The organism is Chloroflexota bacterium, assembly GCA_013152435.1.
In the GTDB taxonomy this organism is placed as follows: Bacteria; Chloroflexota; Anaerolineae; order DUEN01; family DUEN01; genus DUEN01.
Genome location: JAADGJ010000076.1, coordinates 19,124 through 44,637 on the forward strand (window position 1 = coordinate 19,124; position 25,514 = coordinate 44,637).

13 protein-coding genes and 2 pseudogenes are annotated in these 25,514 nt (G+C 61.7%); 3 read left to right on the forward strand and 12 right to left on the reverse strand.

Translation table 11 applies throughout. The annotated features are described in order from the left end of the window. Positions 1 to 1,440: 1,440 nt before the first annotated feature. From GXP39_10775 to GXP39_10825, 11 genes and pseudogenes are all read right to left on the reverse strand, one after another. A pseudogene (locus tag GXP39_10775) lies at positions 1,441 to 1,875 on the reverse strand (SAM-dependent DNA methyltransferase). Positions 1,876 to 1,931: 56 nt separating this feature from the next. Beyond that, positions 1,932 to 2,303 (reverse strand): four helix bundle protein, encoded by a 372-nt coding sequence (locus GXP39_10780; protein ID NOZ28520.1) that lies wholly within the window; start codon positions 2,301 to 2,303, stop codon positions 1,932 to 1,934. Positions 2,304 to 4,112: 1,809 nt separating this feature from the next. Then, entirely contained in the window at positions 4,113 to 5,384 is a 1,272-nt protein-coding gene (locus GXP39_10785) for a hypothetical protein (protein ID NOZ28521.1), read from the reverse strand. Between the two features lie 1,289 nt (positions 5,385 to 6,673). Continuing rightward, positions 6,674 to 7,366 (reverse strand): annotated as a pseudogene (gene rnhA, locus GXP39_10790) (ribonuclease HI). After that, entirely contained in the window at positions 7,363 to 12,513 is a 5,151-nt protein-coding gene (locus tag GXP39_10795; GenBank protein NOZ28522.1) for a RecQ family ATP-dependent DNA helicase, read from the reverse strand. The pseudogene rnhA and the gene GXP39_10795 overlap by 4 nt, the downstream one beginning before the upstream one ends. Before the next feature lie 1,168 nt (positions 12,514 to 13,681). Beyond that, positions 13,682 to 14,521: an arsenite methyltransferase gene (gene arsM, locus GXP39_10800; protein ID NOZ28523.1), complete on the reverse strand. Its 840-nt coding sequence runs from the start codon at positions 14,519 to 14,521 to the stop codon at positions 13,682 to 13,684. 455 nt (positions 14,522 to 14,976) lie between these two features. After that, a complete protein-coding gene (locus GXP39_10805; GenBank protein NOZ28524.1) occupies positions 14,977 to 15,327 on the reverse strand; it encodes a winged helix-turn-helix transcriptional regulator in 351 nt (116 codons plus the stop codon). A gap of 156 nt (positions 15,328 to 15,483) precedes the next feature. After that, positions 15,484 to 15,942 carry a flavodoxin family protein gene (locus GXP39_10810; GenBank protein NOZ28525.1) on the reverse strand — a complete coding sequence of 153 codons (459 nt, stop codon included), beginning with the start codon at positions 15,940 to 15,942 and terminating at the stop codon, positions 15,484 to 15,486. Positions 15,943 to 16,158: 216 nt separating this feature from the next. After that, positions 16,159 to 16,350, reverse strand: coding sequence for a hypothetical protein (locus GXP39_10815; protein NOZ28526.1), 192 nt, complete (start codon positions 16,348 to 16,350; stop codon positions 16,159 to 16,161). A 243-nt stretch (positions 16,351 to 16,593) separates the two neighbouring features. After that, the gene (locus GXP39_10820; protein NOZ28527.1) at positions 16,594 to 18,738 is read right to left on the reverse strand and encodes a hypothetical protein; all 2,145 of its coding nucleotides are present in this window, start codon (positions 18,736 to 18,738) and stop codon (positions 16,594 to 16,596) included. A 278-nt stretch (positions 18,739 to 19,016) separates the two neighbouring features. After that, entirely contained in the window at positions 19,017 to 20,954 is a 1,938-nt protein-coding gene (locus GXP39_10825) for a tetratricopeptide repeat protein (protein ID NOZ28528.1), read from the reverse strand. Between the two features lie 339 nt (positions 20,955 to 21,293). On the opposite strand from GXP39_10825, the gene GXP39_10830 reads away from it, so the two are divergent. Further along, complete coding sequence (locus GXP39_10830) at positions 21,294 to 22,136, forward strand: AAC(3) family N-acetyltransferase (GenBank protein ID NOZ28529.1); 843 nt, start codon at positions 21,294 to 21,296, stop codon at positions 22,134 to 22,136. A 41-nt stretch (positions 22,137 to 22,177) separates the two neighbouring features. Here the strand turns inward: GXP39_10830 and GXP39_10835 are convergent, their stop codons facing one another. After that, positions 22,178 to 23,164 carry a M23 family metallopeptidase gene (locus GXP39_10835; protein NOZ28530.1) on the reverse strand — a complete coding sequence of 329 codons (987 nt, stop codon included), beginning with the start codon at positions 23,162 to 23,164 and terminating at the stop codon, positions 22,178 to 22,180. 465 nt (positions 23,165 to 23,629) lie between these two features. On the opposite strand from GXP39_10835, the gene GXP39_10840 reads away from it, so the two are divergent. Together GXP39_10840 and GXP39_10845 are read left to right on the forward strand one after the other, a co-directional pair. Continuing rightward, positions 23,630 to 24,514, forward strand: a complete 885-nt coding sequence (locus tag GXP39_10840) for a methyltransferase domain-containing protein (GenBank protein NOZ28531.1) — start codon at positions 23,630 to 23,632, stop codon at positions 24,512 to 24,514. Then, positions 24,511 to 25,464 carry a GNAT family N-acetyltransferase gene (locus GXP39_10845; GenBank protein ID NOZ28532.1) on the forward strand — a complete coding sequence of 318 codons (954 nt, stop codon included), beginning with the start codon at positions 24,511 to 24,513 and terminating at the stop codon, positions 25,462 to 25,464. Before GXP39_10840 ends, GXP39_10845 begins: the two co-directional genes overlap by 4 nt. The last annotated feature ends 50 nt before the right edge of the window (positions 25,465 to 25,514 follow it).

Below are 25,514 nucleotides of genomic sequence, written 5' to 3' on the forward strand. Positions count from 1 at the left end.
GTTCAAGTCACCGACAGCGTTTTCGGCAGGCGGGAAGGGAAAAGTACCAAAGCAGTCTGTAGGAGTGTAACGAATGTCAGTGCGTAGGCTAGAGGCCTGCTTGCGCAGCCACACTTCATGCACGCCGGATTGCAGCAGGGCGAAGTGATAGTCATCGTCAAAGGCAAAAACTATGATCATATGAGAGTAAACCCTCTCTTTCGGCACGAAAGCTACCATGTGATGTTCACTAACTTCACTCCGCACCAGCACGCGGCGCAGTGGAGCGATCGCAGGGCGCATATCGTTGCGATAACGAGCGAAGCGCCACCAATGTTCACGATCTCTGCGGTCATCACGATTACGCAACCGTTCACGCTCTGGTTTGACCCTCTCTTCCACAATGCGGAGCAGAGCAGGATACTGCTTTGCTTTTTCCAAGTCCCAGTCGTGGAAGCAGATCACCCAGCGGCTGGGCTTCTGTTCGGGGTGGCTGTTCAAATCCTGCCCGTTGAGGTAAGGGAAGAGGCAGTCGGCGTTGCTGAGATCTTTAGCCAGTAATGCTTCGGCTTCTTCCGGCTGCAAAACAAAGCCGATGCCGCGCACGTAGTCGCCGATGAACGCCTTGCCTTTGTTTTGCTTGAGGCGCTTAGGTTCAGCTTCAGGGTCAGTATCTAGGCGAGAAGAGATATAGTCAACGAACTGGCCGTCCAGCAAGCAATCGGCATGCCACGCGCCTTTATGGAGAGCGATAAGATTGACTTCTACATTAGCGGCGCCAGGCCATTTGATGAAGCGTCGGGCGAAGGTAATCGCGCCTCCTTGTCCCACGATCACCTTCAATCCGCTTTCGCGTGTGTCGCCCTGCCCAATGGTATTGGTTGCGACCATACCCATGCACCCGCCGGGGCGTAGAAGGGCGTAAGCTCGCCGGTAAAATGCTGCACAGAGATCGGCCGTGCCTTTAAAAGGATCGTAGACCACCTCTAGCCAATGTCGGTAGCGGCTACCAAAAACCCCGCTGATTTTAAGCCCACCCATGAATGGCGGATTACCCAGCACCACATCAAACCCACCCTGTGCGAACACGTCGGGGAATTCCAGCGGCCAGTGGAAGAAGCGATGCTCCTTGGCCAGGCCGTTGGCAAAGCCGACCACCCGGCCGTCCGCAGCGCGGGGGTTGGCCAAGTAGGAACGCACGGTGTCGGTGGTGATGGAGGGCGAGTGATGGGTAGCGAGTGGTGAATAGCGATCACCTTCTACTCGCCCTCCCCCCATTCGCTGGAAGAAGGCCGCCGTCCACAGGTTGCAGGCCGTCCACAGCGTCCACCAGTCGGTGTCGGGGCCGTGGATCTGATGATATAGCTCGGCCTTGGCCCGCACGTCCTCCGCTGAGCGCTCCTCCAACCCGGCGAAGACGGCATATTCCTCCGCCAGGTCTTCCAACGGGGGCGCCTCCTGTTGAAACAGGCTCAATTGTCCCTCGCGCTCCTGTTTGTTGCGCTTCTTCAACGCCTGGACCAGCTTCTTATCGTCGCCGCTCACCGGCTTGTAGGCTTTGTCGGGGATACCTTCGGTCAGCATGTCCAGGTCTAGCACGCCCACCAGGCTGTCACCGCATTTGATGCGGTGGTCCAGGAAGGTCAACGGCTGGCCTTGGTTGTGCCCCTCCAGCCACAGGGCCACCTTGCACAGATCCACCGCCAGCGGGTTCTTGTCCACGCCGTAGATGCAGTGGCGGATCACGTCCCTCACGGCGCGGCGGAAAGCCTCGGGGCCGGGATGCTCCTCACCGGTGCGCACACGGGCCAGCTCGCGGCCCAGCCGGCGGGCGGCAGCCAGCAGGAAGTGGCCGGAGCCGGAGGCGGGATCGCACACTTTGATGGAGAGAAGGGCATGTTCGGCGAGTAGCGAGTAGCGAGTGGCGGGCGGGGTTGCATTCCACAGACGGGCTATTTCCTCTTCTTCTGGCGAAGACTGCGTTGAAGGGCCAGAAGTTGGCGACTCAGGATGTTTATCGTCTCCAGAAGTGATTGAATCTGATCCTCCGTAGTCAACCCCACACGCTGACTTAGAAGTAAATGCGTCTCCAGTTCCCGCAGACTCCCCATGGCTACTCGGAGAAACTGGAGGAATTCTCCCGTGCTGTTCCTGGCCCATCCCTCCGCGATGTTGGCCGGTACCGAACTGGCTGCTCGACGAATCTGAGAGGTCATCCCGAACTGCTCCTCCCTCGGAAAGTGCCTGGTCAGAGCGTAAGCTTCTTCGGCCAACGTCATCGCCCGTTGCCACACGTCTAAGTCCTGATAGGAGTCGATGGACATGCGCGCCCTCCACCCATTGATCGTGGCTCGTTCCTCCTACTCGCCATTCGCCACTCGCCATTCGCCATTCCCTATTCGCCACTCGTCTAGCCCACTCCAGTCGCTCGGCGATCACCGGCTCCAGCGCGCTCTTGATCAGCTCCTGCACCAGTTCCGGCCGCGTGTAGTACGAGCCGGTGCTCTTGCGCTCGCTGCCCAGCAGGAAGGCGAAATGCAGTCGGCCGTTTCGCTCCTTGATGACCGGATGATACTCCAGCAAGCTCTCGTAAACGCTGCCCAGCTCCTCCACGTCCAGGGCGGCGTAGTTCACCCGCCGCACGGCGCGATCCTCGCGATACAGGGAGAGGTGGCGCAGGGCGCGCAGTAAGTCGGCGTTGCTCAGGCCGGCCGCTTCTAGATCTGGCATGGCGTGGGAGCTGAAAAGATCGCCGTCCAGGGCGTGCATGTCCATGCGCTGGGCCAGGTCCTCGTCCTCGTAAAGCCGGAAGGTGATGCATAATCCCTGCCACAGGTCATCGTAGCGGTCCCGACCGGCCAGGTGGGCCTCGGCCAGGTCGCGCAGGCGGGAGATGCTGTAGTGCCGGCGGTAGATCTCGGCCAGGCGCCCGTCGTTGGGGCCGACCAGGTTGCGCTCCTCGGAGACCATGAGGAAAAGGAGTCGGTAAACCAGGTGGAGCAGCTGACGGTAGTAGTCGGTGGCGGGAAGGCGGCCCTCCCGCACCTTCTGGCGCAGGGCCTGGCTGTCGGGGTGGCGCAGGAAGCCGGTACCTAAGATGCGCAGTGCCTCTTCCACGCCGTCGCGCAGGCGATCGCGCACCCGGCCGCCCTGTTCCAGGGCTTGCTGGTAGTACTGCTCCAGCCAGCACTCGGGGGCGTCCTCCACGGTACGGGGCAGGCGCGTGCGATGCACCAGGCGGTAGAAGAGGACGAAGTCGGCGAAGTGTTCCCCCTCCATGATCTGCTGCAGGTCGAACTCCACGTAGGCGGGACGGGTCATGAGGGCGTTGTCGCGCAGCAGACGCAAGCGGTAGCCGTTGGTGACGATGCCCCACAGGTGCTCGGTACGGTTCAGGTATTCCTGCACCAGAGCGTGGGGGCTGAGGCGCGGGCGGCCAGTGGGGGCGCGGCAGTCGAGGCCGGTGCGACAGCCTTCGATGTGGACGGGGAGGCCCTCACCCTTTCCCCCTGGGGGCTCGGCGCGGTGGGAGATGGCGAAGGTGCTGCCGTCCACGTAAGCGGCGCGGGGCTGGTAGGTTAGCTCATAGCCCAGGGAGCCCAGCAGGGGAATGATCCACTGCTCACGGGTGACCGAGGTGGCGGGGTCGTCCTCGGGTAAACGCTGAAGGCGGCGTTGAAAGGCGTTCCAGTAGGCGCGGGCGTCGCTCCAGGCGTTGGCGATCTCGTCAGCCAGCCGCACCGTGCGTGGCAGGTCGAAGTCCTGCGGTCGTTGGCCCGGCGCCTCGCCGCTGGCGATCTGTTCCAGGATGTCGGCGGGGATCAGCCCGCCTTCGCTACGAATCGTTGTCGTATTCATCTCGTAAAGACGGTCAGCAGGGATGTGCTATGCTCATTAGGGTGGCTTCCCACAGCCGCCGGACCGTGGGAACGACGGTAGACATGGGAAAGCTCGTCGCTCATTTGAGGTTCAGCGGAAACTTGCTTCCGTGCCTTAGTTGCCGCGTTCTTGTTCTCCTTTCCCGTTATTGTCGCACATACACCTCATTTTGTACATCACCTTGTGGTGTCAAAGTGTGTAGAACAAGCACGGTGATCATCTGGATGGAGGGGGGAAGAAAGCTGTGTCGCTTTCTAATCAGGAAGGGCCCGAAAATCTACAGCTCGATAGGACCTTCGGTCGTATTTTCGGTCCCAGTTTGGCATTAACGCAAATTCCAGCCTCGCTCCCTTGTATCTGATTGCATCCGGCAGGTCATTCTGCAGGAAGAAGATCCGCTCGCCGTCGTCCGTTCGAATCCAACCATGAGGTTTCCCCTGGGGCAGGGCTTCAACAATCCCCGCCTTCCGGGGTAGGCCTATGTAAACGCAGGCAGCCCAGTCGGCTTGGCAGAGGTGTGCGAGATCGCCTATGTCGTCTGTATCTACAGGCCAGTTCAGGCCGGCCTCTTCTAATGCGTGGCGAATCTCCGCCTCCAACCGTGCCAATCTGGGCCGGATAGGCCATCTCTCACGTTGACGAACGGCTTTGCTCAGGGCTACCTGCCGGGCCGCGAGTTCCAGTTTGCCCAGTGACAGCCCAACTTGCCCTAACCGCTCGTATAGAGTTACCTTCTGTTTGTCTTCTCCGGGAGCTAAGGCTGCCTGGCAGCCGGCCCTCAAAGCCGCCTCTGCTTGTCCAATTCGCAGGTATAGCCCACACAGGTCATTCCACACATACCAGTCGACTCGTCTCTTTAGTGTGAGCTCCTCCATCTCTGCAATCGCCTGCTCAATGTATCCCTGGCCCGCCAGAGCCAGGGCGGCCCAACGTGGAAAGTTCACCTCACGAGGATAGTGACGTGTTGCCTCTTGAGCCCAGCTTCGCGCTTCATCCCATCGTTGTAGCTGGATCAGGCTCTTTACCCGGGCAAAATACCATCGTTCCCGCATCGATTTGCCCCGGCGGCCTTGGATGAGTGGTGCTTCATCACTGAGTTCTGAGGGGGCGATTCGATCGCACCAATCTGCAACGATCTCCCACTCCTGTTTCTTTTGGGCCACCGTCCACACGGCCTTAATCGTCGAACGCAATGGCGCATCCTCCGCACCCAGCGCGAGAATGGTCTCGCCAGCCTTAAGCAGAGTCCTGAGATCTCCTCTTTGTTGAGCGGGTTTGACGTATGCGTCGTAATGGGCCCAAATCAATTCGCGGCGAATCCATATGTTTCCCGGAAACTGATCTAGCGCTTTCTTGCCAACTCGGCAGGCTGCCTGAGGATGGCCAGCCTTGCGCAGACAGTGGATGTACCTACTTGCCGCGAATGCGCTGCCGGTCTCGTCCCAAAGCTCGTGGAAGAGCTTCCCTGCCTCGGGGTACTTTCCAGCTTTTAGTAGATCCATAGCGGCTGTAAAGCGATCATTCATGACGTCTATCGATGGTTGCTGTTAGTATGAGCGATAAAATGAGCCAGTGCGACCCCTTGCTGCTCCTCTGGCAGGCAGGGCGATCGAAATCGCACTCGTCCGGCGGTACGCTGTTCCGTCAGCCGCCGTGCCCACTCTTCATTGCCGCTGGGTTTCATAATCAGTTCCAGGGGCCAGGTAACAGGCAAACTGAGCTGTCCGGCGTTTTGAGCAACGGCTTCGCACAGCCACCGATACAGGAAGTCCAATTGGTTTCCCAGCTTCTGAGCCTCCTGACGCCATTCATCCCCTGTCCATCTGGCGACCTGCAAAATGGCATGCTTTCGGACACGACTCAAGACGTGCTCGCTTTCATATGGGGAGATGCCCCGGACATTGCTCCAGTCCCAGGCGGTTGCCAGGAACTGGGCTTGCGGCGTCAGAGCCAAAATAGCGATGCACAGATTGCCGTCGCCGTCCTGGGTATAGGAGGCACACCAGCGGTCGGGATGGCGACGGGCGTTTATCAAGGCCGCCCAGATCTTGCCCTCAAGATCTTCCTCGGGGGCTATTCGCCAGGCTTCGGGCGTCAGAACGCCGATCGGCTTCGTCTGTGTTTCATCTCGTACGAGCAGATAACGCCCGATCTGTTCTCCGCTCCAACCGGGCAACCGGTGACTGATCAGCAGAGCCCATAGGTAACCGCACGTCTCCCGATCCCATTGAGGAGAGCCGATTGAGGGTTGCTCTATTACAGTCAGTTGTGCATCGAGCCAGGCTTCCTCGGCCTGCAAGAGCTTTCTCCAGGCTTCCACATCGCTGTCGGTCCAGCGCCCCTGACGTTGGACTTTCCCGCTTACGTAGGCTTCAATGATCGCGCGACCGCGCCTCAGCCGGAAGCGAGCATCCGGGTGTGTGATGGGCTCGGGCATGAAGCCAGCCTGTGTGAGCAGACGCTCTGCTTCCAGCAGGAACCGGCGAGGAAACCACCAAGCGTGAGGCGTATCGGTTTTTGCTGGCTCGTCTGTTGAGGGCGTAAGTACCGAGAGCAAGGCTTCAGGCGATAACCCCCATTGTGTTACCGTGGCGATCTCATCGTGTATAGATTTGCATTTTCGAAATCGCGCGCCGGACACGCCGTGGACGCGCGTTTGACATTGCTCCCAGGTGGTGTGACGTGCCACCTGCCCGTTGACCAAGCTCAGATAGGTGACGCCTTGCGGTCGCTTGATGCGTTGGGCAATGGCCTGATCTGGGAAAGAGGGCTGGTCTCCGTCTCTGGCTTGCGATCCCTGTCCTTGTGGGGGGCTTTCCAGCGTGGCGAGCGAATCAGGTGTAAGCCCCCAGCGGGTGACAGCGGCGATTTCCTCTTCGAGAGATCGACACTTCTTGTAGCGTGCCCCGGGCACGCCGTGGGTTCGACGTCGACACTCTTCCCACGTCGTATGACGGGCCAGGATGCCGTTTACCAGGCTCAAATAGGTGACTCCCGAAGGTCGTTGAACTCGATGTTCGCCGAGCGCTGCGCGATACTGGCCCTTCGGCTCATAGAGGATATGAGGGACGGGTGAAGCAGTAAGCCCTTTGCCTGAAGCATAGGCTTGTGCTAGGGCGTTGACCCGTTCGTTTTCCGGATGGCCCGAGTGTCCTCGCACATGTTCCCAGGTCACACGATCGCCTGCGAGCCGGTCCAGCTCCTCCCAGAGATCTCGGTTCTCTACGGGCTTACCGCTTGCTGTTCGCCACCCTCGTCTTTTCCACCGGGCTAGCCACTCCGTCATACCCTTGAGCAGGTACTGACTATCTGTGACGATCTTTACCGGCTCATCGGGTGGAACGCGGCGCAAGCCTTCAATAGCGGCCTGCATCTCCATGCGGTTGTTGGTTGTCTCGGGCTCGTGGCCGCCGATCTCCTCTATCTCATCTCCCCGAACGATCAAGGCTGCCCATCCCCCGGGGCCGGGGTTGCCGCTGCATGCCCCATCGGTGATGATGCGAATCATCGGTGGCCTCCGTGAGAGACGACCTCTTCCCAAGCAGGCCAATCGCGACTTTCCAGGCATTTCTGCCCCAGTGCTGTTAGTCGCCAGATGCCTCGATGGCACCAGACCAGCCCGTGTCGCTGTAATCCCTGCAGGTACGACTGCAAGCGGTCCTTGTGGGCCAGATGACTTCCCTGTATGCGCATCAGCGCGTAGTTGAGAAAGTCTTTTTCTGGCTGATCGTTGTCCTCTAGTAACGAGAACAGCACTGCCTCTACTGGCTGCAGAGCCGAGCGGAAGCGTAGGCGAGACCCCTGATCCAACCAGGGGTGGCCGAGCCCCCGTGCCACCTGGCAGACATCGCAACAGGGATCAGCGGGCGGTGGAGTCTCGTCCGGGCTCAGGGCAGACACAAGCCGTGAGCGACGGCAGCCTGTATCGTCTTCTAGGAAAGCGACCATCTGATCCAGCTCGGCGATCGCTCGTACTCGTTCCTTTGCTAGGACTTCTGTTATGTCTTTGTGGAACTCGGGGCCCGGGGCCAGCCAGACATATCGGGAACTGCCCCTGAGCCTCCACCAATTGTGCTGGACTCCTGTGCTTATCAGAGCCTCGGCGGACAGGCATGTTTCCAAATCCGCTCCACTGGCAGCCCGATAGTAAAGCTCACCGGGATCTTGCAGGGACGGAAGCCATGCTTCGATCAATTCTCGTTGGTCGTCGGGCAGTTCGTCCGGCGGTTCTGATGGACAACTCCACCCGCGTGCAAGTACGGCCTGAGCGATGACTTCGTGGAAGTAGATCATCCCGGCGTTAGCCAGTAATTCGAGCGCCCGACGTAGCTTACGTTGAGCTTCCCATCGCTCTCCACCGATCCGTTCAATTAACACTTCTTCCGGCCAGAGGCTGCCCTGCTCAGACACAAGGCTCAAGACGCGGCGGAGAAGGTCCTCCTGAAGCGAAGACTTCTCCTGGAGAAGTTCGTGTTGTCGGCGGTCTCGGGCATCATAAAGCGTCAAAGCCAGCGCTCGTTGGGTTGGATCACGACCGGCTCGGCCTGCCTGTTGGTAGTACTCTGTGAGGCTCTCCGGATGGTTATAGTGAATGACCATGGCGACTCGACGGTTATTGATCCCCATACCGAATGCCTTGGTCGCGACGATGATCTGGAGATCCTCTGGGCCATTTTCAAAGCGTCCGAGGATCGCCTCTCGCTGTGGATTGTCCATTTTGCCATGGTAGGCGGCCGCCCGAAAGCCAGACCGAATCAAGCCATCTGCCACTTGTTCACATGTGCGCGTGAACGTCGTGTAAACGATCGCTTGGTTATGGTGGGGAAGGGTGGAAAGGACTTCCTGGAGCCTGCGATCTCGATCCTCCCAACTTTCTGGCATGATGTCTACGCCCCAGTAGATATTGGGACGATCAATGCGACCGTGGATTTCAATGGGATCACGCAGGCCCAGGTATTGGCACAATGCCTGTCTGTGTTTCTCGGTCAGTGTGGCTGAGCAAGCCATGATGGCTACGTCGGCCCCTGCGCGTTCCCGCCAGTCGCGAATCCTCTGGGCCAGACGCAGGTAAGCCGGACGAAAGGTTGTCCCCCAGGTGAGCAAGCAGTGGGCTTCGTCCAGCACGATGCGGCGTACTCGTAGTCGATGGAAGAGGGCAAAGTCAAAGCTTGCCATCTCAGGTGTCAAATAGAGCAACCGCAAGTGACCATCTTCAGCGAGCTGACGCACGCGGGCGCGCTGCCGACGATGCTGAGCATCTCGTCCCAGAAGGTAACCGGCCTGGTCTGGTACGGGCACCCCGGCCTCTTTGAGATCATCGATCTGGTTTTGGATCAGCGCGCGTAATGGAGAGAAAACGATGGTTAACCCTTCGGGCGCTGTCAGGGCTGGTACCTGGTAACAAAGGCTTTTGCCTCCACCAGTAGGCATCGTCAGCAACACGTCGCGTCCTTGGGCAAAGGCTGCCATCGCCTTCAGCTGTGCCTCGTTTCGGCGGTAACCTTCTCCGACCAACTTCTGAGCCGCTTCTTCGAGAACTTTCTCTTGTTCATGGATAGATAGCCGATCATCCAATATCGGAAGTGGCGCCTCTTGTGGAAGCCATGGCCGCTCAACGATGTCCAACACCTCGGCGTGTTCTCCCTTCGCGGCGAACTCGGCCCATGCGCGCACCAACTCCTCCGGTGTGTTACAGAGGATACACGCCGGCGCCCCGGTGGGACCGGAGGGCAGAGCCTGTCGGAAGGCGTGCGCGTAGTTCGAGCTTGCCGCGCGGCGATCCAGACAGATGACCACGCCCCGGCTCGTGTGATCCCGGATCAATCGGCCCACTCCCTGTCGCCAGCGCAGCAAAGCCAACGGCAGCAGATAGTGCCGAAAGGCACCACCCTGCTCGCCGGGATGTTGACGTTCGACCCATAAGCTACGCGCCTCAATGATCGGCTCGCCGGCCGCAGGAAAGGGGAGCCGGACAACGATGACAGTGCGTAGGCTGTGTTCTCCGGATAGGTCCACTCCCTCCCAAAAGCTGCTTGTGCCAAGTAGTATAGCCGCTTTACCTTGCTCCAACAGGGCCCTGTACCTCTCGAGCAATCGGGCTACAGGGCTGCCTGGATATTGGCGCAGTAGGTGGATAAAGGGATTCGCCTTCAGATCATCCTGATGGAGCGATTGCCCGAGAGCGTCGGTCAGAGCAGACAGATGACGGTGGGACGTGAAGAGAACCAATCCCCTGCTTGGCGCATTGCGGAGCACGGTCAGAAGCTCGGCGTGAAGCTCATGAAGGTATTGCCCTTCTTCCGGATCGGATGGGCTGCGGGTCGGCTGGCGGAATAGAACTCGCATCTGGTGGGGATAATCGAACGGTGAAGGACGTGACCAGACGGTGACACGATCTGGATCGGTAAGTCCTAGCCTCTCGGCCAGGAAGGTAAACCCCTCAGCCCCGGGCGCATCGATCGGGCAGGGACCGACGGTTTCACCACCGCGGAGGGAAAGAGTGGCGGACATCAAGACGCTCGCTCGCCCTTCGGCCATCAGGCGTTCGCGTAGAAAATCGTCGACCTGTATTGGCGCCCGCTTCAAGGCGAAGTGTTGAACTTGTGAGGGCGGGGCTCCCAGGTCTCGGTCATCCTCTTCCAGCCAGTAGCAGAAATCATCATGTGAGGAAAATTCTGCAGACTGGACGGCGCGTAAGAAGTCTAGCCCTTCCCCGATCTGCTTTTTGAGCTCGGAAACCCATTGTTGAAGCAAGGTTTGTCCGGCAGGGATTCGGAGGCTGACTTCGATAGCCTTGTCCAACAACGTCGATAAGGCCTCTTCGAGGGCTACGCCTGCCGGGGCATCCAGCCAGGCTCCTCCCTCCCGAGCCTGAGCGACGATATCCGTATTAGGGCGGTTTAACCATGCCTTGCGGACGTAGAGGGTCTCCTCGGCTTGGTCATTGGTTTCTTCTCGTTGGGCCCACTCGGGAGGCCTCAGGTGGTCAAGGCACTGTCGGAAGAGGCGAGCAAAGCCGGGGATGGACTTCTCTACTTTCTCTGCCGCGGAGAGGAGAGCCTTGTTCCGCCCCATAGCCATGGCCAGTGCACGGCTCTGTTGCGCCCACGTGCGGCACACATCCGCTGTGAATTCGCCGGTCAGGGCACTCGTCGCCGCATCTTCCAGATGGTGGGCTTCATCGAAGATAACTCGGCTGGATAGATCTTGGAGGATACCTAGGCTCATCCAGAGTGCGTGATTTGCAATAATCAGCTCCGCCTCCCCAGCAAAGCCTGCCACGCGTTGGGCGAATTGGAGTGACTTGCCATCACGCCCCGACGCGTCCTCGTCCAGTAAGGGCGGTGTTTCCTGCAGGGATTGCAAAAGAGTGGTGAAGGAACTTCCATAAGCATGTCGCCACCAGTCGCTGAGCTCCTCCAATTCACCGAAGAAGAGATGACGCCAATCCCCGGGATTTTGGCGCTCTTCCTCCAATCCTGCACAAAGCCAGCTCAGCAAATACGCCAGGAATACCCCGCGGCTGCGAGTCTCCTGTCCATCGTTCCCCTCCCGTAACAGACGCAGATGCTCTGATCGCAGCGTGTCGAATGCATCCACGTTCAGGTAATTCCCCTGTCCCTTGAGGACGATCGCTCGCACCCGTGTTTCGAGAGCCTTTTCCAAGAGGGGCAAATCTTTGGAAACGATTTGATGCTGCAATACATGGGTATAGGTGGAGATCACCACGGGCTCGCCCGGATTGGCCCGTGCATATACCAGCGCCGAGACGAGCGCTGCCAGGCTTTTACCTGTGCCAGTGCCCGCCTCGGCTATCAATACGCCCCCTTGCTCCAGACGCCGTCCGATCTGATGCGCCATCTCACACTGGATCTCTCGTACCTGCAAACCTAGCTTACGGACGAAAGGCCCCTTGGGCCCCAGAAGCTGCGCAGCCTGGGAAGGAGGCACCGGTGACGGCGAACGTGAGGGCGAAGAATCAGGCTGAGGGATTGGGCCGAGGATGGCACTCAGGGGAACGCGTATCGGACGCAGCGGCGGATCACCCAGTCGCGTCATCAAGAAGCGTCGCAGGTAAGAGGAAGAGGCCAGGAGTTGTAGCACACCTTCCAGCCGAGGCGCGGGCCATGCCCTCATAGCATGGAGCGCTTCTTGGGCCAGCCTCCAGCACAGCGCTGCATCATAGCGGGCCTGATGGGGCTCACCAAAAACCCTGAGTTCCTTGTTGGGATCCAGTTCGAGGATCTCTTTCAACTCATGCAATGCATGAGAGATCCTCCCACGATTACGTCCGGCAAGAGGAAAAGCCAACAAGGCCAGCTCAAGCGTATCCAGCAGCCCTACGTTGTTGAGAGGAACGTCATAGGACTCAAAGACCGCTCGTAAAGTATCGAAATCGTGGCCAATATTATGACCTACCAACACCCGGTCACGCAGAAGCTGACTCCAGAACTCGGCTTCATCCCTTGCCCAGACTCGTGTGCTTGGGTTGCCAGCAGGATGACTGCCCTCCGATTGTAAATCGTTAGAACCCTGATACCGACGATAGGCCAGCGTCTTTAAGGCGCCGTCGTCTCCTGGTTGCAGAGCGGCTATCTCTACAATCTGCCAATCGTCGTAATGGGATAATCGACGTTCTATATCCAGCACAATCAAATGGGGGGGCTCGATGGGTAGCGTCCCATATCGCGCAGCAATGGCAGCTGTGCTCAGCTCACCTCGTTGGTAGCGCGGGATGCGTGGTTGTGGCTCGGGGATAGACTGTACCTGGATTGTGCGTATCTCGCCAAAGAGACGCTTCTCAGATGGGCCAAAGAGCCGCAGTGTTCTGTCTGGATACTCGTGCCGAAGTTGTTCGATGACTTGTCCCACGGGTAGTCCGTGGGACAGCCGATGGTACAGACTCAAAGTGAGCGGGTAGTCTGGGGTGGGGTCCTCTAGGGCGATCAGCCACAAGCCCCCTGCCCGTGTCAGTGCCCGCCAGGCCTTGTGCAGATCCCCACTGTTGGCATCCGTCGTTACGACCATTCGGGGCGGACGTGGCCATCCCTCAAGCACGTCGGGCAGCGGGGGATTGGCATGAAGGACCCAGGGGGTAGCCTCAATCGGAGGGATATCTTGAACAGACCACAGGGTTGGATCAAGCTGACTGGCGAGGAATGGCCGGATCCTATCATCGGCAACAATCAACGGCAACGAACGCCAGGCCACAGAGGAGGTAAGATGATCTTGCTTCATAGCCCTGTGTTGTGCGATGTTTGTGGTGTGTCGACACCCTATTTCATCAGGACAGCAGACTTATCGTATCGACACGTTGGATAAGATTGCCCTCTGGCTTCCTAATCTTCGTTTATGGTAATGTCGGAACAACATTACCTGGCCAGCTTGTTTGGTACGGGTGGACGAGGTGGCCCACCAAGGTTGGAGATATTGATGTGACGTTGGCAACCTGTCCGATGTATCACCGAGATCCGTTGAGGCAAAGGGACAGCAAAATGAGCTGCTTGCAAAATATTGTAACACAAAGGGGACGGGTGGCAAGTCTTAGTTCCTGATGTGAGGATAGTCCCAGTTTTGATGAAAGAGACTAGAGACTAATGAGGGGACGGGCTGGGAGAGCGGGGCAAGGGAGATAGCATAGAAGCCTCGACTGGTTATCCGGCGATTGGCTTTACCCAGGTATCGTCTTCGCTCACCTCTGTCACTTCGGCTACTGGCAGGGTGCTAAGCCGTATGTGCACTCCCATCGGATCGTGAAGACAGCATGATCTTATTATTCGGCGGGGGGCGGGTTCATTGTGAACGCCGCCCCCCGCTCCCTTGCTCACGCTGGCTTGCGCGCTTTGACCTTGATGCTGGCGACTTTATAGTCGAGATCGCGAGCCGAAGGGCCGGCCTCGGCCAGCAACGCTTCCACATCCTCCCTCTCGGCGGCCTCACCGATCTCGATGTAGTCACGGGACACGACTTCCACGTCCTCAAAGCCCGCCGCGCGAATCTTGCCCAGATAGCTGGACTCGTCGAGCGCGCCGGCTATGCAGACGGCCCAGGCGTTTAGGCTGTCGCGAATGGGCTGGGGGAGATCACCTTCCACGACGATGTCAGAGACGCTCAACCGTCCACCGGGACGCAGCACACGGTAAGCTTCGGCAAAGACGGCGTCTTTGTCCGGGGAGAGATTGATGACGCAGTTGGAGATGATGACATCCACCGATTCGTCGGGCAGCGGGATATCCTCCATCTCGCCGTAGCGAAATTCGACGTTTGTCACGCCGATCTTCCGGGCATTGCGCCGAGCCAACTTGACCATATCGGGCGTCATGTCCAGCCCAATCACCCGTCCTTCCGGGCCGACTCGCTTGGCTGCCAGGAAGCAGTCGATGCCACCACCCGAGCCCAGGTCGAGCACTACCTCGCCCGGCTGAAGCTCGGCGATGGCGGTGGGATTACCACAGCCTGCCGAGGCGCCGGTCACGCTCTCCGGCAGATCGGTGAGTTCCTCAGGCGAGTACAGCCTGGCTGCGGTGTCCGCCGTCTCGACGGCCATCTCCGATGGGCCGCAGCAACCTGCCTGACCCGTCCCCTCGACGAATCGACGCGCGAGGTTCCCATAGGTTTGACGCACGGCTTCCTTAATCTGCTCCTCTTTCTGATGGTCATTCATCGTTCGCTCCCCCTTTCAATTCCTGTACGAGACGGACGTGCTCCTGTTAAGAGCGTGTCTGAAAATTTACCGGCAAGGCGTCTGAGGGTCTCCCTCAACGAACAGGGGGAGGTGTGGAGGGGACCTCCCCTCCACGGAAACTCCCACTTTTCCGGCCTGCACCTGCCTTTCTCGGCCCTTTCCGAAGGACTTGGGCCGAGGCCGGGCAGGTCGAGGCGGAAGGAGAACTTTTTCCGGAGGGGCGGAGCCCCTCCGGGCCTCCCCACAGCAGCAGCAACGGCATTTCTCAGACACACTCTAAGATCGAGTGCAAAAGGACTTGGCGGGCGTACCGGCCCTCCATGATCCTCCCTCGCGTGGCCCGCGGGTCGGGGTCTGGACAAGGCTCAAGGACTTCCCCGCCCTCTTTTATGAATGTATTTACATGCGTCTATGTTTTGCGGCAAAAAAAACGCCTACGAGTCGTACACCTCCTGCGCGCTGAACTTGGCGATGAGCTGGCCGCAGCACTCCACCACCTTGTCCTGGTTGATAGCATAGAATACCTGCTTGCCCTCTTTGCGGCTGGTCACCAGGCCAAGCTGCTTGAGGATGTTCAAATGGTGAGAGATCGTCGGCTGGGATACGTGGAAGGCATCCACGATGTCACTGACGCACTTTTCCCCTTCCAGCAGCACCTCCAGGATCCTCTGGCGAGTGTCGTCGGCCAGAGCCTTGCAGAAATCGACGCAGTCGATGGTCACCTCACGCTCCCGAATACATAGATGTTTCTCAATGCATCTGTAGGATGCCGTAATCTCGGGGATTTGTCAAGGCCCTTGAGACCAGGACTGGAGTTTATCCAGCACTGGTGAAAGGTGGCAACGGGCGAGCGTCGCCACGAGGCATCATCGCCTGTCCACATCCTCTGTCCCCTCGACTCGGCGTGGGCCCGTCACCGTCAGCTTTGCTGCACGTTCTGGCTACCCCCGTAGTTTTCCCAGAAGGAGCTCCGCCCACTCTCTTGCCCGTTCGATCTCCCCATCGTACAACGGGCCCTCGCTCTCCATCACGTGGAACGTCTCCGGCGGGGCGATTCGCCTTCCCCCCAGCTTGCGGAGTTCCCTGGCCAAGCGCTTGGCCGCCGTGAAGTGGCTCAGCCACCATGACATCTTGTAGGAGGTGTCGAAGACGGCCACGGGCGTGCCGCGCAGAACGCGCCTGGGAAATTCTTTGAGCATGAGCCGCACCGCCTCCGGCAGATTCATGCGGTGGGTCGGGCTGCCCATGACGACCAGGTCGACCCCCTCCATGTCGGAGGCTGTGAGTCGCTCCAGGCTGAGCAGGCGAACGGAGCCTGCCGATTCCAGCGTCTCAGCGATTGCCTCGGCGACCTTCTGTGTGTTGCCGAACTTGGAGAAATAGACGACCAGGGCTTTCATGTTCTCTTGTCCTTTCCGGTGGCGCGAATCCGATACGCGTCTACCGTTTGCCATATCCAGAGGGCACTATGCCGTAGGTTGCGGACAGATCGTGGAGGAGCTTTGGCAGCATGTAGGCCCAGAGGGTTCCGGGGCTGGGCTGGCGGTCGCGAAGAGGCTGAGTCGGATGGCGTTCAGGTTTCTTATAAGGCGATGGAGGGGAAGGGCGTGTGATCGTCACTCGCCTTCGGGATCGGATGATCCTTGGGCGGCGGCAGCGAGCATCTCCCGGAGCAGGGCCAGCAAAGAGGAGGCGTTCGTGAAAAGGCGGGTGGTATCCTCTTCGATCGCCTGGATGGAGCCGCGCAGCGTCTGTGGATCGTCGGTGTCCACCATCAGGCGCAGGATGAAGGTATGGATGGTGCGCATGATCTCCCTATCCGGGGCACCAGCGGCTCAGACCCAACTCTGGGATTGCCCCATGTTTGAGGACGTGCGACCTGCCCGGCCTCGGCCCAGGTCCTTGCGGAAAGGGCCGGGGAGGCTGGCGCTGGTTGGGAAGGTGGGGTTTCCGTGGGGGGATCCCCCCCACGGAAACCCCAGTGGAACATGCCGCTGAGGGCTGCTCTCAGGCGCTTGGCCGGTGAATATTTAGATACGCTCCAGGGGAATCTAATGTGGCAGATCCCACATCTGCAACAGCTCCGTCGGCCGGCCGGTGCGCTGCAGCTCCTCCTTCACCGCCTCGCCGTAGTAGCCGGTGAAGTAGGCCAGCATCTGCGTCTCCGCCGCCGCCTGCCATTGGTAGTACAGCGCCAGGAGCTGCGTGTCCGGCGGGCCTTGCCGCCAGATGCGGGCGATCTCGGCGTAGTGCATGGGCAGGACCGGGTCCTCCTGGCTGACCAGGCGGATCAGCTCGGCGGTCCGTTCCTCGGAGAGATCCAGCATCTCCACCAGGGCGCGCTCGCCGGAGAGCCCGACCACGTTGCCCTCTTGATCCGTCTCGGCTCCCAGGCTGTAGTATTTGGCGATCAGCATGGCCGTCTCCGCCCACGAGGTCAGGCTGGATCCCAGCATCATCATGGATCGGGCCGGCTCCTCCCACACCTCATCCTGCAGGATGTCCACGCCGGCGCGGGCCAGCACCGCGCTGCTGTAGTCCTCGTCCCACTCCATGAAGCGGGATTTCGCCGTCTCCATGGAGACCTGGGCCTGCTTCGCCTGCGGCCCCAGAACGACGCTATCGAAGAGCGCCATGTTGGCGTCGGCCGCCCGGCGCAACAGCTCCGCCATGATGGTGATCCGGGCGTCCTCCGGGGCTGGGGCATCGCCGAATCCCATGCCGAGGTCCAGCGCATCCCGCGTGATGTCCAGGTAAAGGGAAGCGACGGTATAGTCGTAGGCGGCTTCATACAGCAGATTGAGCAGATCTTCTTCCTTTACCTGCTGTTTCTTATCCTTATCCTGCTGCTGGATGAGCCGCACGGCGTAATCCACGAGGTTATCGCCCCAGGTGTTGTAACCGAAGGCAACCGCCAGGTTCGACCAAGCGTCCATGAGGGCGATGGTCTCGCTGGCGCTGCGAGGCCGCTCGGCCTTGAGCCGCTCGACGACGGCCTTCATGTCCTGTTGGCTGGTGGCGGTGGCCTTGATCTGATCCACCAGGCCGTTGAAGCCCTTTTGGGCGTAGACTTCGTCCAGGGTCGCCGCCTGCAGGTTGGTCTCGGCGTCGAAGGCGGCCTCCCACGCGCGCTGTTGGGCGACGGCGGCCATTCCCTGTGCCAGCGCGTGTTCCGCCAGCTTGGCCTGCTGATCGCCGTAGGTGGGCTCGCGATCTCGTTTGGCTTCGTCGCTCAGGCTGTTGAAGCGGCTGCGAGCCTCGTTGTAGCGCGCCAGCCAGGCGATGGCGGAGGCGCGCAGCTTGTCGAAGGCGCGAGGAGGGATCTCGGTGATGCCGGGCCGTTGTGGCCGGGGCAATGGCTTGCCCGTCAGGATCTCGTAGGCCTCGAAGACGCTGGCCACCTGTCGGACTTCCACGCCCTTCTTCTTGCCCACCTCGACCAGATCCACCTGTCGCTTCAGGTTGGTGTCGTAATCATAGCGTTGCCCGGCGGGGATGAGCACCAGCTTCTTGCCCGCCTTGGCCGCGCCGTCGATCTTGTGTGGGATGCCTCCCACCGGGCCGATGGTGCCATCCGGGTTGATGGTGCCGGTCATGGCCGCGTCCTCGCGCACCGGGTCGCCCAGCAGCGCCGCCAGGACGGCCACCGTGGTCAGGCCGCCGGCGCTGGGGCCATCGATGCGGCCGCCTCCGGCGTCGAAGGAGAACTCAAACCGCTCCGGGTTGACGCCCAGTAGCAGGGAGGCCAGAGTCACCGCGGTCCAGGCGGAGGCCCGCCACATGGCGCCGGTGCCCTCCACCTCCGAGTTGAAGATACCGACGCGCAGGCCGGGATCGTCCTTCTGACGTACCCGGACCGTCAGGGTATGAGCCGTCCCCTCTGCCCCGGTTTCCGTCCTGCGATAGGCCAGCGCGGTGACGTGGACCGTTCGATCCACGCTCATGGCTGTGGGGGGAGCTGCAGGGGTGGACGTCGCCGGGGTGGTGGGCGTCGCGGGAACGGCGGTCGCCGTCGGCGCGGCCTGCTCCTCACCTGGAGATGCAGGTGTGGGAGAGGCCTCCGGGATGGGCGTCGCGGTAACGACGACCACGATCGGCGTGGCCGGCGGCGGTGTCATCGCCGGCCCGCAACCGGTCAGCAGGAGAGAGCCGATCAAGAGGAGAGCCAGCAGGATCGAAGGCGTTTTCCGGATCATCTTGACCTCCTTTGTGATGATGAGGCGGATCGTTGGTTACCTGAGCGATTGGGACTTGGGGATGTACCCGCGTTCGGGGTAGGCTGGGTCACCTGGCCTCTACTTACGCACCATATCGCAACGAACTGCCAGGGGACTGACACCGCTGCAGCCTTTGCCCGAACTGACTTCCGCTCATATTGACACACACGACACATGTAACGAGGCATGCCCTGTTAGAATGGACGGACGGCGGGACGCACGGCCGTGCGCTCTCACAGCTGAGGGTCCGATCGGGGCTACGACGTGTCGCCCCGCAGTGCGTGGTAGAACGCCTGTAGATCCTCGTCAGGGGCTACGCCCAGGTCCTCTTGCAGGCGGCGTTCTAGTGTGACGTACAGGCGCAGCGCCCCGGCCCGATCGTTCAGCGCCATGCACGCTCGCATGCCCAGAAGGACCGCCTGCTCCTGCCAGGGCTCCCTCTCCAGGATCGTCCGGCAGGCGTCTAACGCCTGTTGTGCGCGCCCGGTCTCCAGGGCGTCCCGGGCCGCGTGCAGCAGTGATCGCAGGTAGAGCTGGGCGAGGCGCTCGCGTGGGACCGCGGCCCAGTCGGCGTATCGGTCGTCTGGGAACAGGTCGCCTTGATAGAGGGCCGCTGCCGCCGCGTATTCCCCCCGCCTGACGTGTCGTTCGAACGCCTCCAGGTCGACCCAGGAGCCAGGCGGGAGGCGCAGGGTGACCCGTCCCTCTTCCACCGTCAGATAGCGCGAGGGGAATTTCTCCGGGAGGTCCGGCTCCAACGCTCGCCGCAGAGAGGAGGTGGCATGGTGGAACAGCGCCGAGGTGCTCGTGGCCGTCCTCCCCGGCCACAACGCCTCGACGATCTCGTCGCGGGAAAGCGTATGGTTGGGGCTGACCAGCAGCAGTCGGAAGAGCTCGCCCGCCCGTCTGCGCCCCCACGCTCGCCTCCCAATCCTCCGTCTTCCCTGGCGGACCTCAAACCGGCCGAGGGTGCGAATGTGGAGTGGGGGCGGGGGGACGCTCTGCAGGCGGTTGCACAGCACGTTCGAGAGGGTGGCGATCTCCGGATCCGGATGGCCCAGATGGGCGGCGACCAGGGGGAAGGCCAGCGACCGTTCCTGTTCCAGCAGGAAGGTGTAGCCGCCATCGATGATGCGGCGGGCGGCCTCAGCCCATGTGGTGAGGGCTTCCTCGGCTCGCCCCTGGTTGTGAAGCAGGGAGGCCAGGAACAGCGTCGCCCGCGCCAGGTCGAACGCCAGATTGAGGGGGGCGAGCAGATCGATGGCCTGGCGCAGGTCGGATTCGGCTTCGGCCTCATCCCCGTTCTCCTGAGAGGCCCGCCCTCGCTCGATCAGCGCCATCCCCTGCAGGTGCCTGTATCCCACTCGTTGGGCAAGGGTGTACGCGTCGTGTGCCCAGTCGTGTGCTGCGCTGGCCCTGCCCTTGCGGCGCTCATAGCGGCTGAGCCCCAATCGCAGCAGCACGTTCAGCCCTGGGTCCCCGATGGCCTCCGCTATGGAGCGCGCCTGTGCGTAGAGCGATGGTGCCTCGGAGGGGTTCGCTTCGTCCTGCGCCAGGTCCGCCAGGAGGCAATAGTAGAATCCCTCCGCCAGCGAGCCGGGCGGGGCGACGCGGCGCAGCTGGACGGCCATCTCGTGGGCTCGTTCTCGTTGGCCGGTGACCCAGTACACCCAGCCTCGGCTGGCCAGGGTGATCCAGATCAACTCCTGCATCTCCTGGGTCACCGCCAGGCGATGAGCCTCCTCGTCCGCGGCCAGCGCCAGCTCGAATTGGCCGCGAGGGATATACACGCCGGCGGCGAGGTTGTGGAGCGCCCGCAGCAGCGCCTGATCGTAGCCCAGTTGACGGCTCAGGTCGATAGCCTGGCGGTAGAACTCCTCGGCGGCGTCCGGATCGTCGGTCTCGGCGGCGCAGATGCCCAGGACGAGCAGCGTGTCGACATAGGCGTGGGAGTGAGGGGCGGCGATCGTCAGCGCTTCATGAGCTGCTGCCTGCGCATCAGCGTAGTGTCCCAGCCGGATATGCACCCTCGCCAGCGAGGTCAGGGCGGCGACCAGCTGGTGCGGATCGCCGGAGGCTCGCGCCAGTTGCATCGCCTCTCGGGCGCGCTGAAACGCAGCTCCGATCCGGCCGGAGCGTTTCAGCGTCAGAACCTCCGTGATGATCGCCGTGAACGCCTCTGGATTTTGCGTCATGGGGAGTCACGAAATGGTCGATGCAAAGGCTCGTCCCGAGTGTGTTGGCCGTCTGGCTGGTTTCGTGTCGGTCGGTGAGAGGAGGTCTTTTCTCTTCTCGGGGACCGGCTCGCGTGAAAGGCGGCTTGCTTCATTATACCTCAGGCTCAGCGTGAGCGGTAGGGGGGTGTGTCTTTTTCAGTGGGAATGCGGCGGGGAGCTTTGGGGGCGCAGCCCCTCAAGTGCGGAGCTGTCGATCCATCGAGAGGGACACATCCCCCCAGGATGCGAGCGATTGTTCCCTGACGAGATTTGCGGTACAATGCGAGCATGCGTTCCTTGCCCGCCACACGCGCCAGCCTGGTCGAAGATCTCCACTCATTGGGCCTGGACCGGGGGATGGTGGTCATCGTGCACTCGTCCTTCCGTGCCGTGGGACCGGTGGAGGGTGGCCCTCTGGCGCTGATTCAGGCGTTGCTCGACGTCGTGGGGCGGGATGGGACGGTGGTCATGCCGGCCCACACGGGGCACCTGACCGATCCGGCCAACTGGCGACGCCCGCCCGTGCCGGAACACATGTGGCGTGGCTTGCGCCTCGCCATGCGTCCGTTCGATCCACGGCATACCCCAAGCTCCAATATGGGGATCGTCGCGGAGACGTTTCGGCAGCTGCCCGGGACGCTGCGCAGCCACCATCCCGTCGAATCAATCTGCGCGCGGGGGCCCGCCGCGGAGGTGATCACCGCCCGTCAGCCGTGGAACGCGGCCTCGGGGCCGGACGGCCCGCTAGGACGCCTGTACGAATTGGATGCCCACGTGTTGCTCATCGGCGTGAACCATAATCGAAACACATCGTTGCATCTGGCCGAGGCGCTGGCTCAAGTCCCCTATCGTCAACGCGATCGGGTGCCCGTGTATCTGCATGGCCGCATCGTCTGGGAGGATGTGTGGACCCATGCCATATGTGGCGAGCGATTCACGCTTGTGGACCCTATCCTGGATGAGCGGAGCCTCCAGGTCCACGGGACCGTCGGGCGCGCTCACGCGCGTTTCATGCGCCAGCGGGATGTGGTCGATGTCGGGGTGGAGCTGTTGCGCGAGGATCGATTGGTCTTCCTTTGCCCGCCCGGCTCATGTGCGGACTGCGACGCGGCGCGCGCCTCCCTGTCTCAGAATCGCGGCCATGTGGAGGCCCTTTCATAGGAGCCGGTTCGAATCGCGGAAAGGGAACCTGCCAGGGGACGCTATTGCGGAGGGAGTAGCGTCAGAGGGTCGACCAGGATGCCGTAATCACGGATGGCGAAATGGAGGTGTGGGCCGGTTGAATTGCCCGTCGAGCCGATCAGCCCGATGGGCTGTCCTTTCTTGACCACCTCCCCTTCCCGGACGAGCAGCGCGCTGAGGTGCGCGTACACCGTGATGTAATCGATGTGATGATCGATGACGATCCGATAGCCGAGGCCCAGGTCGTTCCAGCCCGCCTTGGTCACGGTGCCCGTGTCCGCGGCGACGACCACCGTGCCGAAGTCGGCGGCGATGTCGATCGCCCGGTGCTGGGCCGAGAAGCGCTGCGTGATCGGCCCCTTCACCGGCCAGATGAACTGGCCATCCCCATAGGGCCATTCCTCCAGAGGCAGCCCGTTGTCCGCCAGGCGGGTGGGCTCAACCTGACGAGGCGCCGTGTCGGCTGGGTGCATGAATCGAGGATCCAGGGCCCCCGTGATCCGTAGCCGCTGCCCGGGGTGAAGCACGTAGGGAGGGGCCTCCAGCTCGTTCCAGGCGTTGTCCACGATGACCTCGACGGGGACCCCGTACAGGGAGGCCAGGCTTTCCAGCGTGTCGCCCTTGCGCACCACGTGGCACACGGTGCCCAGCGCCGGAATCGACAGTACATATCCGGGCCCGATGGCGCTGGGGTCCTCGCTGGCGGATCGGGTGGCACACGCCATATCCGCCAGGTCCCTGCCGAACTCGATGGCGACGCTGGCCAGGGTGTCCCCGGGTTTCATGACATAATCGATGGAGCTCTGGATCTCCCATCCGTGTGCGGGGGCGTCGGCCACTTGCGGCTCACTCGTGTCCCCTGATGTCGATAGTCCCTTTGCGATCAATGGGAAGAACGCGCGGGGAACCAGCGTGCCGGGGGTAGCCTGCTCAGCCAGGACATATTGCGTGGGGAACAGCAGAAACACGCAGATGGCGATCAAAACGATTCGGCGGTTCAGGGACACGAACGAGCTCCTCCGCGTTGAAGGGGCGAGATGGATTCCGGGATTTTCGTCCCGATTATACGGGATTTGCACGGATTGGTCAATGGCTCACCCTTACTACCATCGCCACGTCTCTGCGACGTATGCGGGGAGATGCGACGACCGTCGCTTCGGCCTATTTCCGAACCGGCTCCTTGCCCTTAAAGTGTGTCTGAGAAGTGCCGTTGCTTCTGCTGTGGGGAGGCCCTCCGGAAAAGGTTCTCCTTCCGCCCTCGGCCTGTCCGGCCTCGGCCCGGATCCTTCGGGAAAAGCCGAGAAAGGCAGGTGCAGGCCGGAAAAGGGAGATTTCCGTGTGGAGGGGAGCTCCCCTCCACACCTTCCCCTGTGGAGCTGGTCGTTGAGGGAGACCCCGTAGACACCTTGCCGGTAAATTTTCAGACGCGCTCTTACACTGGGAGGTACTGAGTGAGGGAGGGTGTATCCACGATGAAGGTCGGACGCCGGCTGTGGGAGGCGTTGTGGCGGATCTACGATCGCCCGCAGCCCGCCGTTCCATGGCGGGATGGGGGCAACCTGCCGTGGGATGACCCGGATTTCTCTGAGCGGATGTTGCGGGAGCATCTGGATCAGAGCCACGGGGCCGCCAGCCGGCAGCAGGCGGAGATCGATCGTCAGATGGACGTGATCTGGAGATGGTTGCAACTGCGCCCTGGAGCCCGCGTGTTGGACGTCACCTGTGGCCCCGGCCTGTACGCCGTTCGCCTGGCACGCCGTGGCTGCGTCGTCCACGGCATTGACTTCAGCCCCGCCTCCATCCGCTACGCCCGGGAGCTGGCGGCGGAGCAAGGGGTGGCCGACCGGTGCCGATTCACCCTGGCGGATGTGCGCAGCGCGTTGCCCCTGGAGCGCGATGCCGGATATGATGCCGCCCTGTTCCTGTACGGTCAGCTGGCCGTCTTCCCTCGCGATGAGGCCAAGGCGCTCCTGAGTGATTGCGCTCGGGCCCTGCGTCCGGGCGGTCGGTTGCTGATCGAGCTGCTCGACTTCGAGAGGCTGGACCGCCGGTCGCATAGCTCCTGGTGGTATACCGATCAGGGCGGTTTATGGGGGGACTTTCCCTATCTGCACCTGGGCGAACGGGATTGGGATGCGGAACAGCGAGCCGCCGTCGAGCGGTATTATATCCTCAACCTGGAGACCGGGGAGCTCCACACGTATGGGCTGGTCGATCAGGGATATCCCGTCGAGGAGATGGTGTCGATGTGTCGGGCGGCCGGGTTCTCGCAAGTGGAGACCCATCCGGCCTGGGATGGCCTGGACCTCTACGATGCCGACGAATGGATCGTCTATGTAGCCGAGCGAGGCGTATGAGCCGACAGCCGATCGCCGTCCGGATCCGGCCGTTGCGGCCGGAGGATATCCCCGCCTGGGTGGCCCTGATCAACGCCGCCGACGCGGTGGACGAGCTCGGCCGGGCTACCACCGTTGAGGAGGCGCGAGCGAAGCTGCGCTCCCCGGGCTACGGCTATGATCGCGTGCTCCTGGCCTGGCACCGTCGGCGGCTCCTGGGCTATGCGGACCTCTGGCGGCAGGCGGACGATCGCGCCATCGGCGGGGTGACCGTCCATCCCTTCTTCCGTGGGCGTGGGGTGGGGCGAAAGCTCCTGCGCCGCCTGATCGGCCTGGCCCGTCGGGAGGGCGTGCGCGTTCTCGATGTGCCGGTGGTGCCCCGGATCCAGGCCGCGGTCGCGCTGCTGATTGGCGCCGGCTTCCGACGTGTACGTTACTGGTGGGAGATGGTGTGGGTGGGGCGGGTGCCGCCGCCTGCCCCCGATCCGCCGCCGGGCGTGCGGCTGCGTACCTACCATCCGGGACAGGACGCGCAGGCCTGGCTGGCGCTGGATGCTGCGGCCTTCTCCCGTCATTGGGGGGCGACCCCGTTGACGCCGGAGGACGTCGCTGCCCTGGCAGACCGCCCGGATTTCGATCCGGATGGGCTGTGGTTCGCAGAGGTGGATGGGAAACTGGTCGGACAGGCATTGGCTCGCTATAATAAGCAAGGTCCGACGTTGCTGGGCATGCCGGTGGGGCGCATCGACGAGGTGGCCGTGTTGCCCGCGTATCGCGGCCGGGGAATCGGACGGGCGCTGGTGCTGGCCGCCATGAACTATCTGTGGTCTCGTGGCTGCCGGGTGATCGAGCTCACCGTGGACGGGGAAAACGCCCGCGCTCGCCGTTTGTATGATACACTGGGCTTCGTGGAGGCGGGACAGCTTCATTGGTACCGATATGAGCTTGAGAGCGGCAGATCGTCTGATTGAGAAGCCCTAATGAGGAGTTCCCACCGGAGTGATGCGAAGGGTCTCTCCCT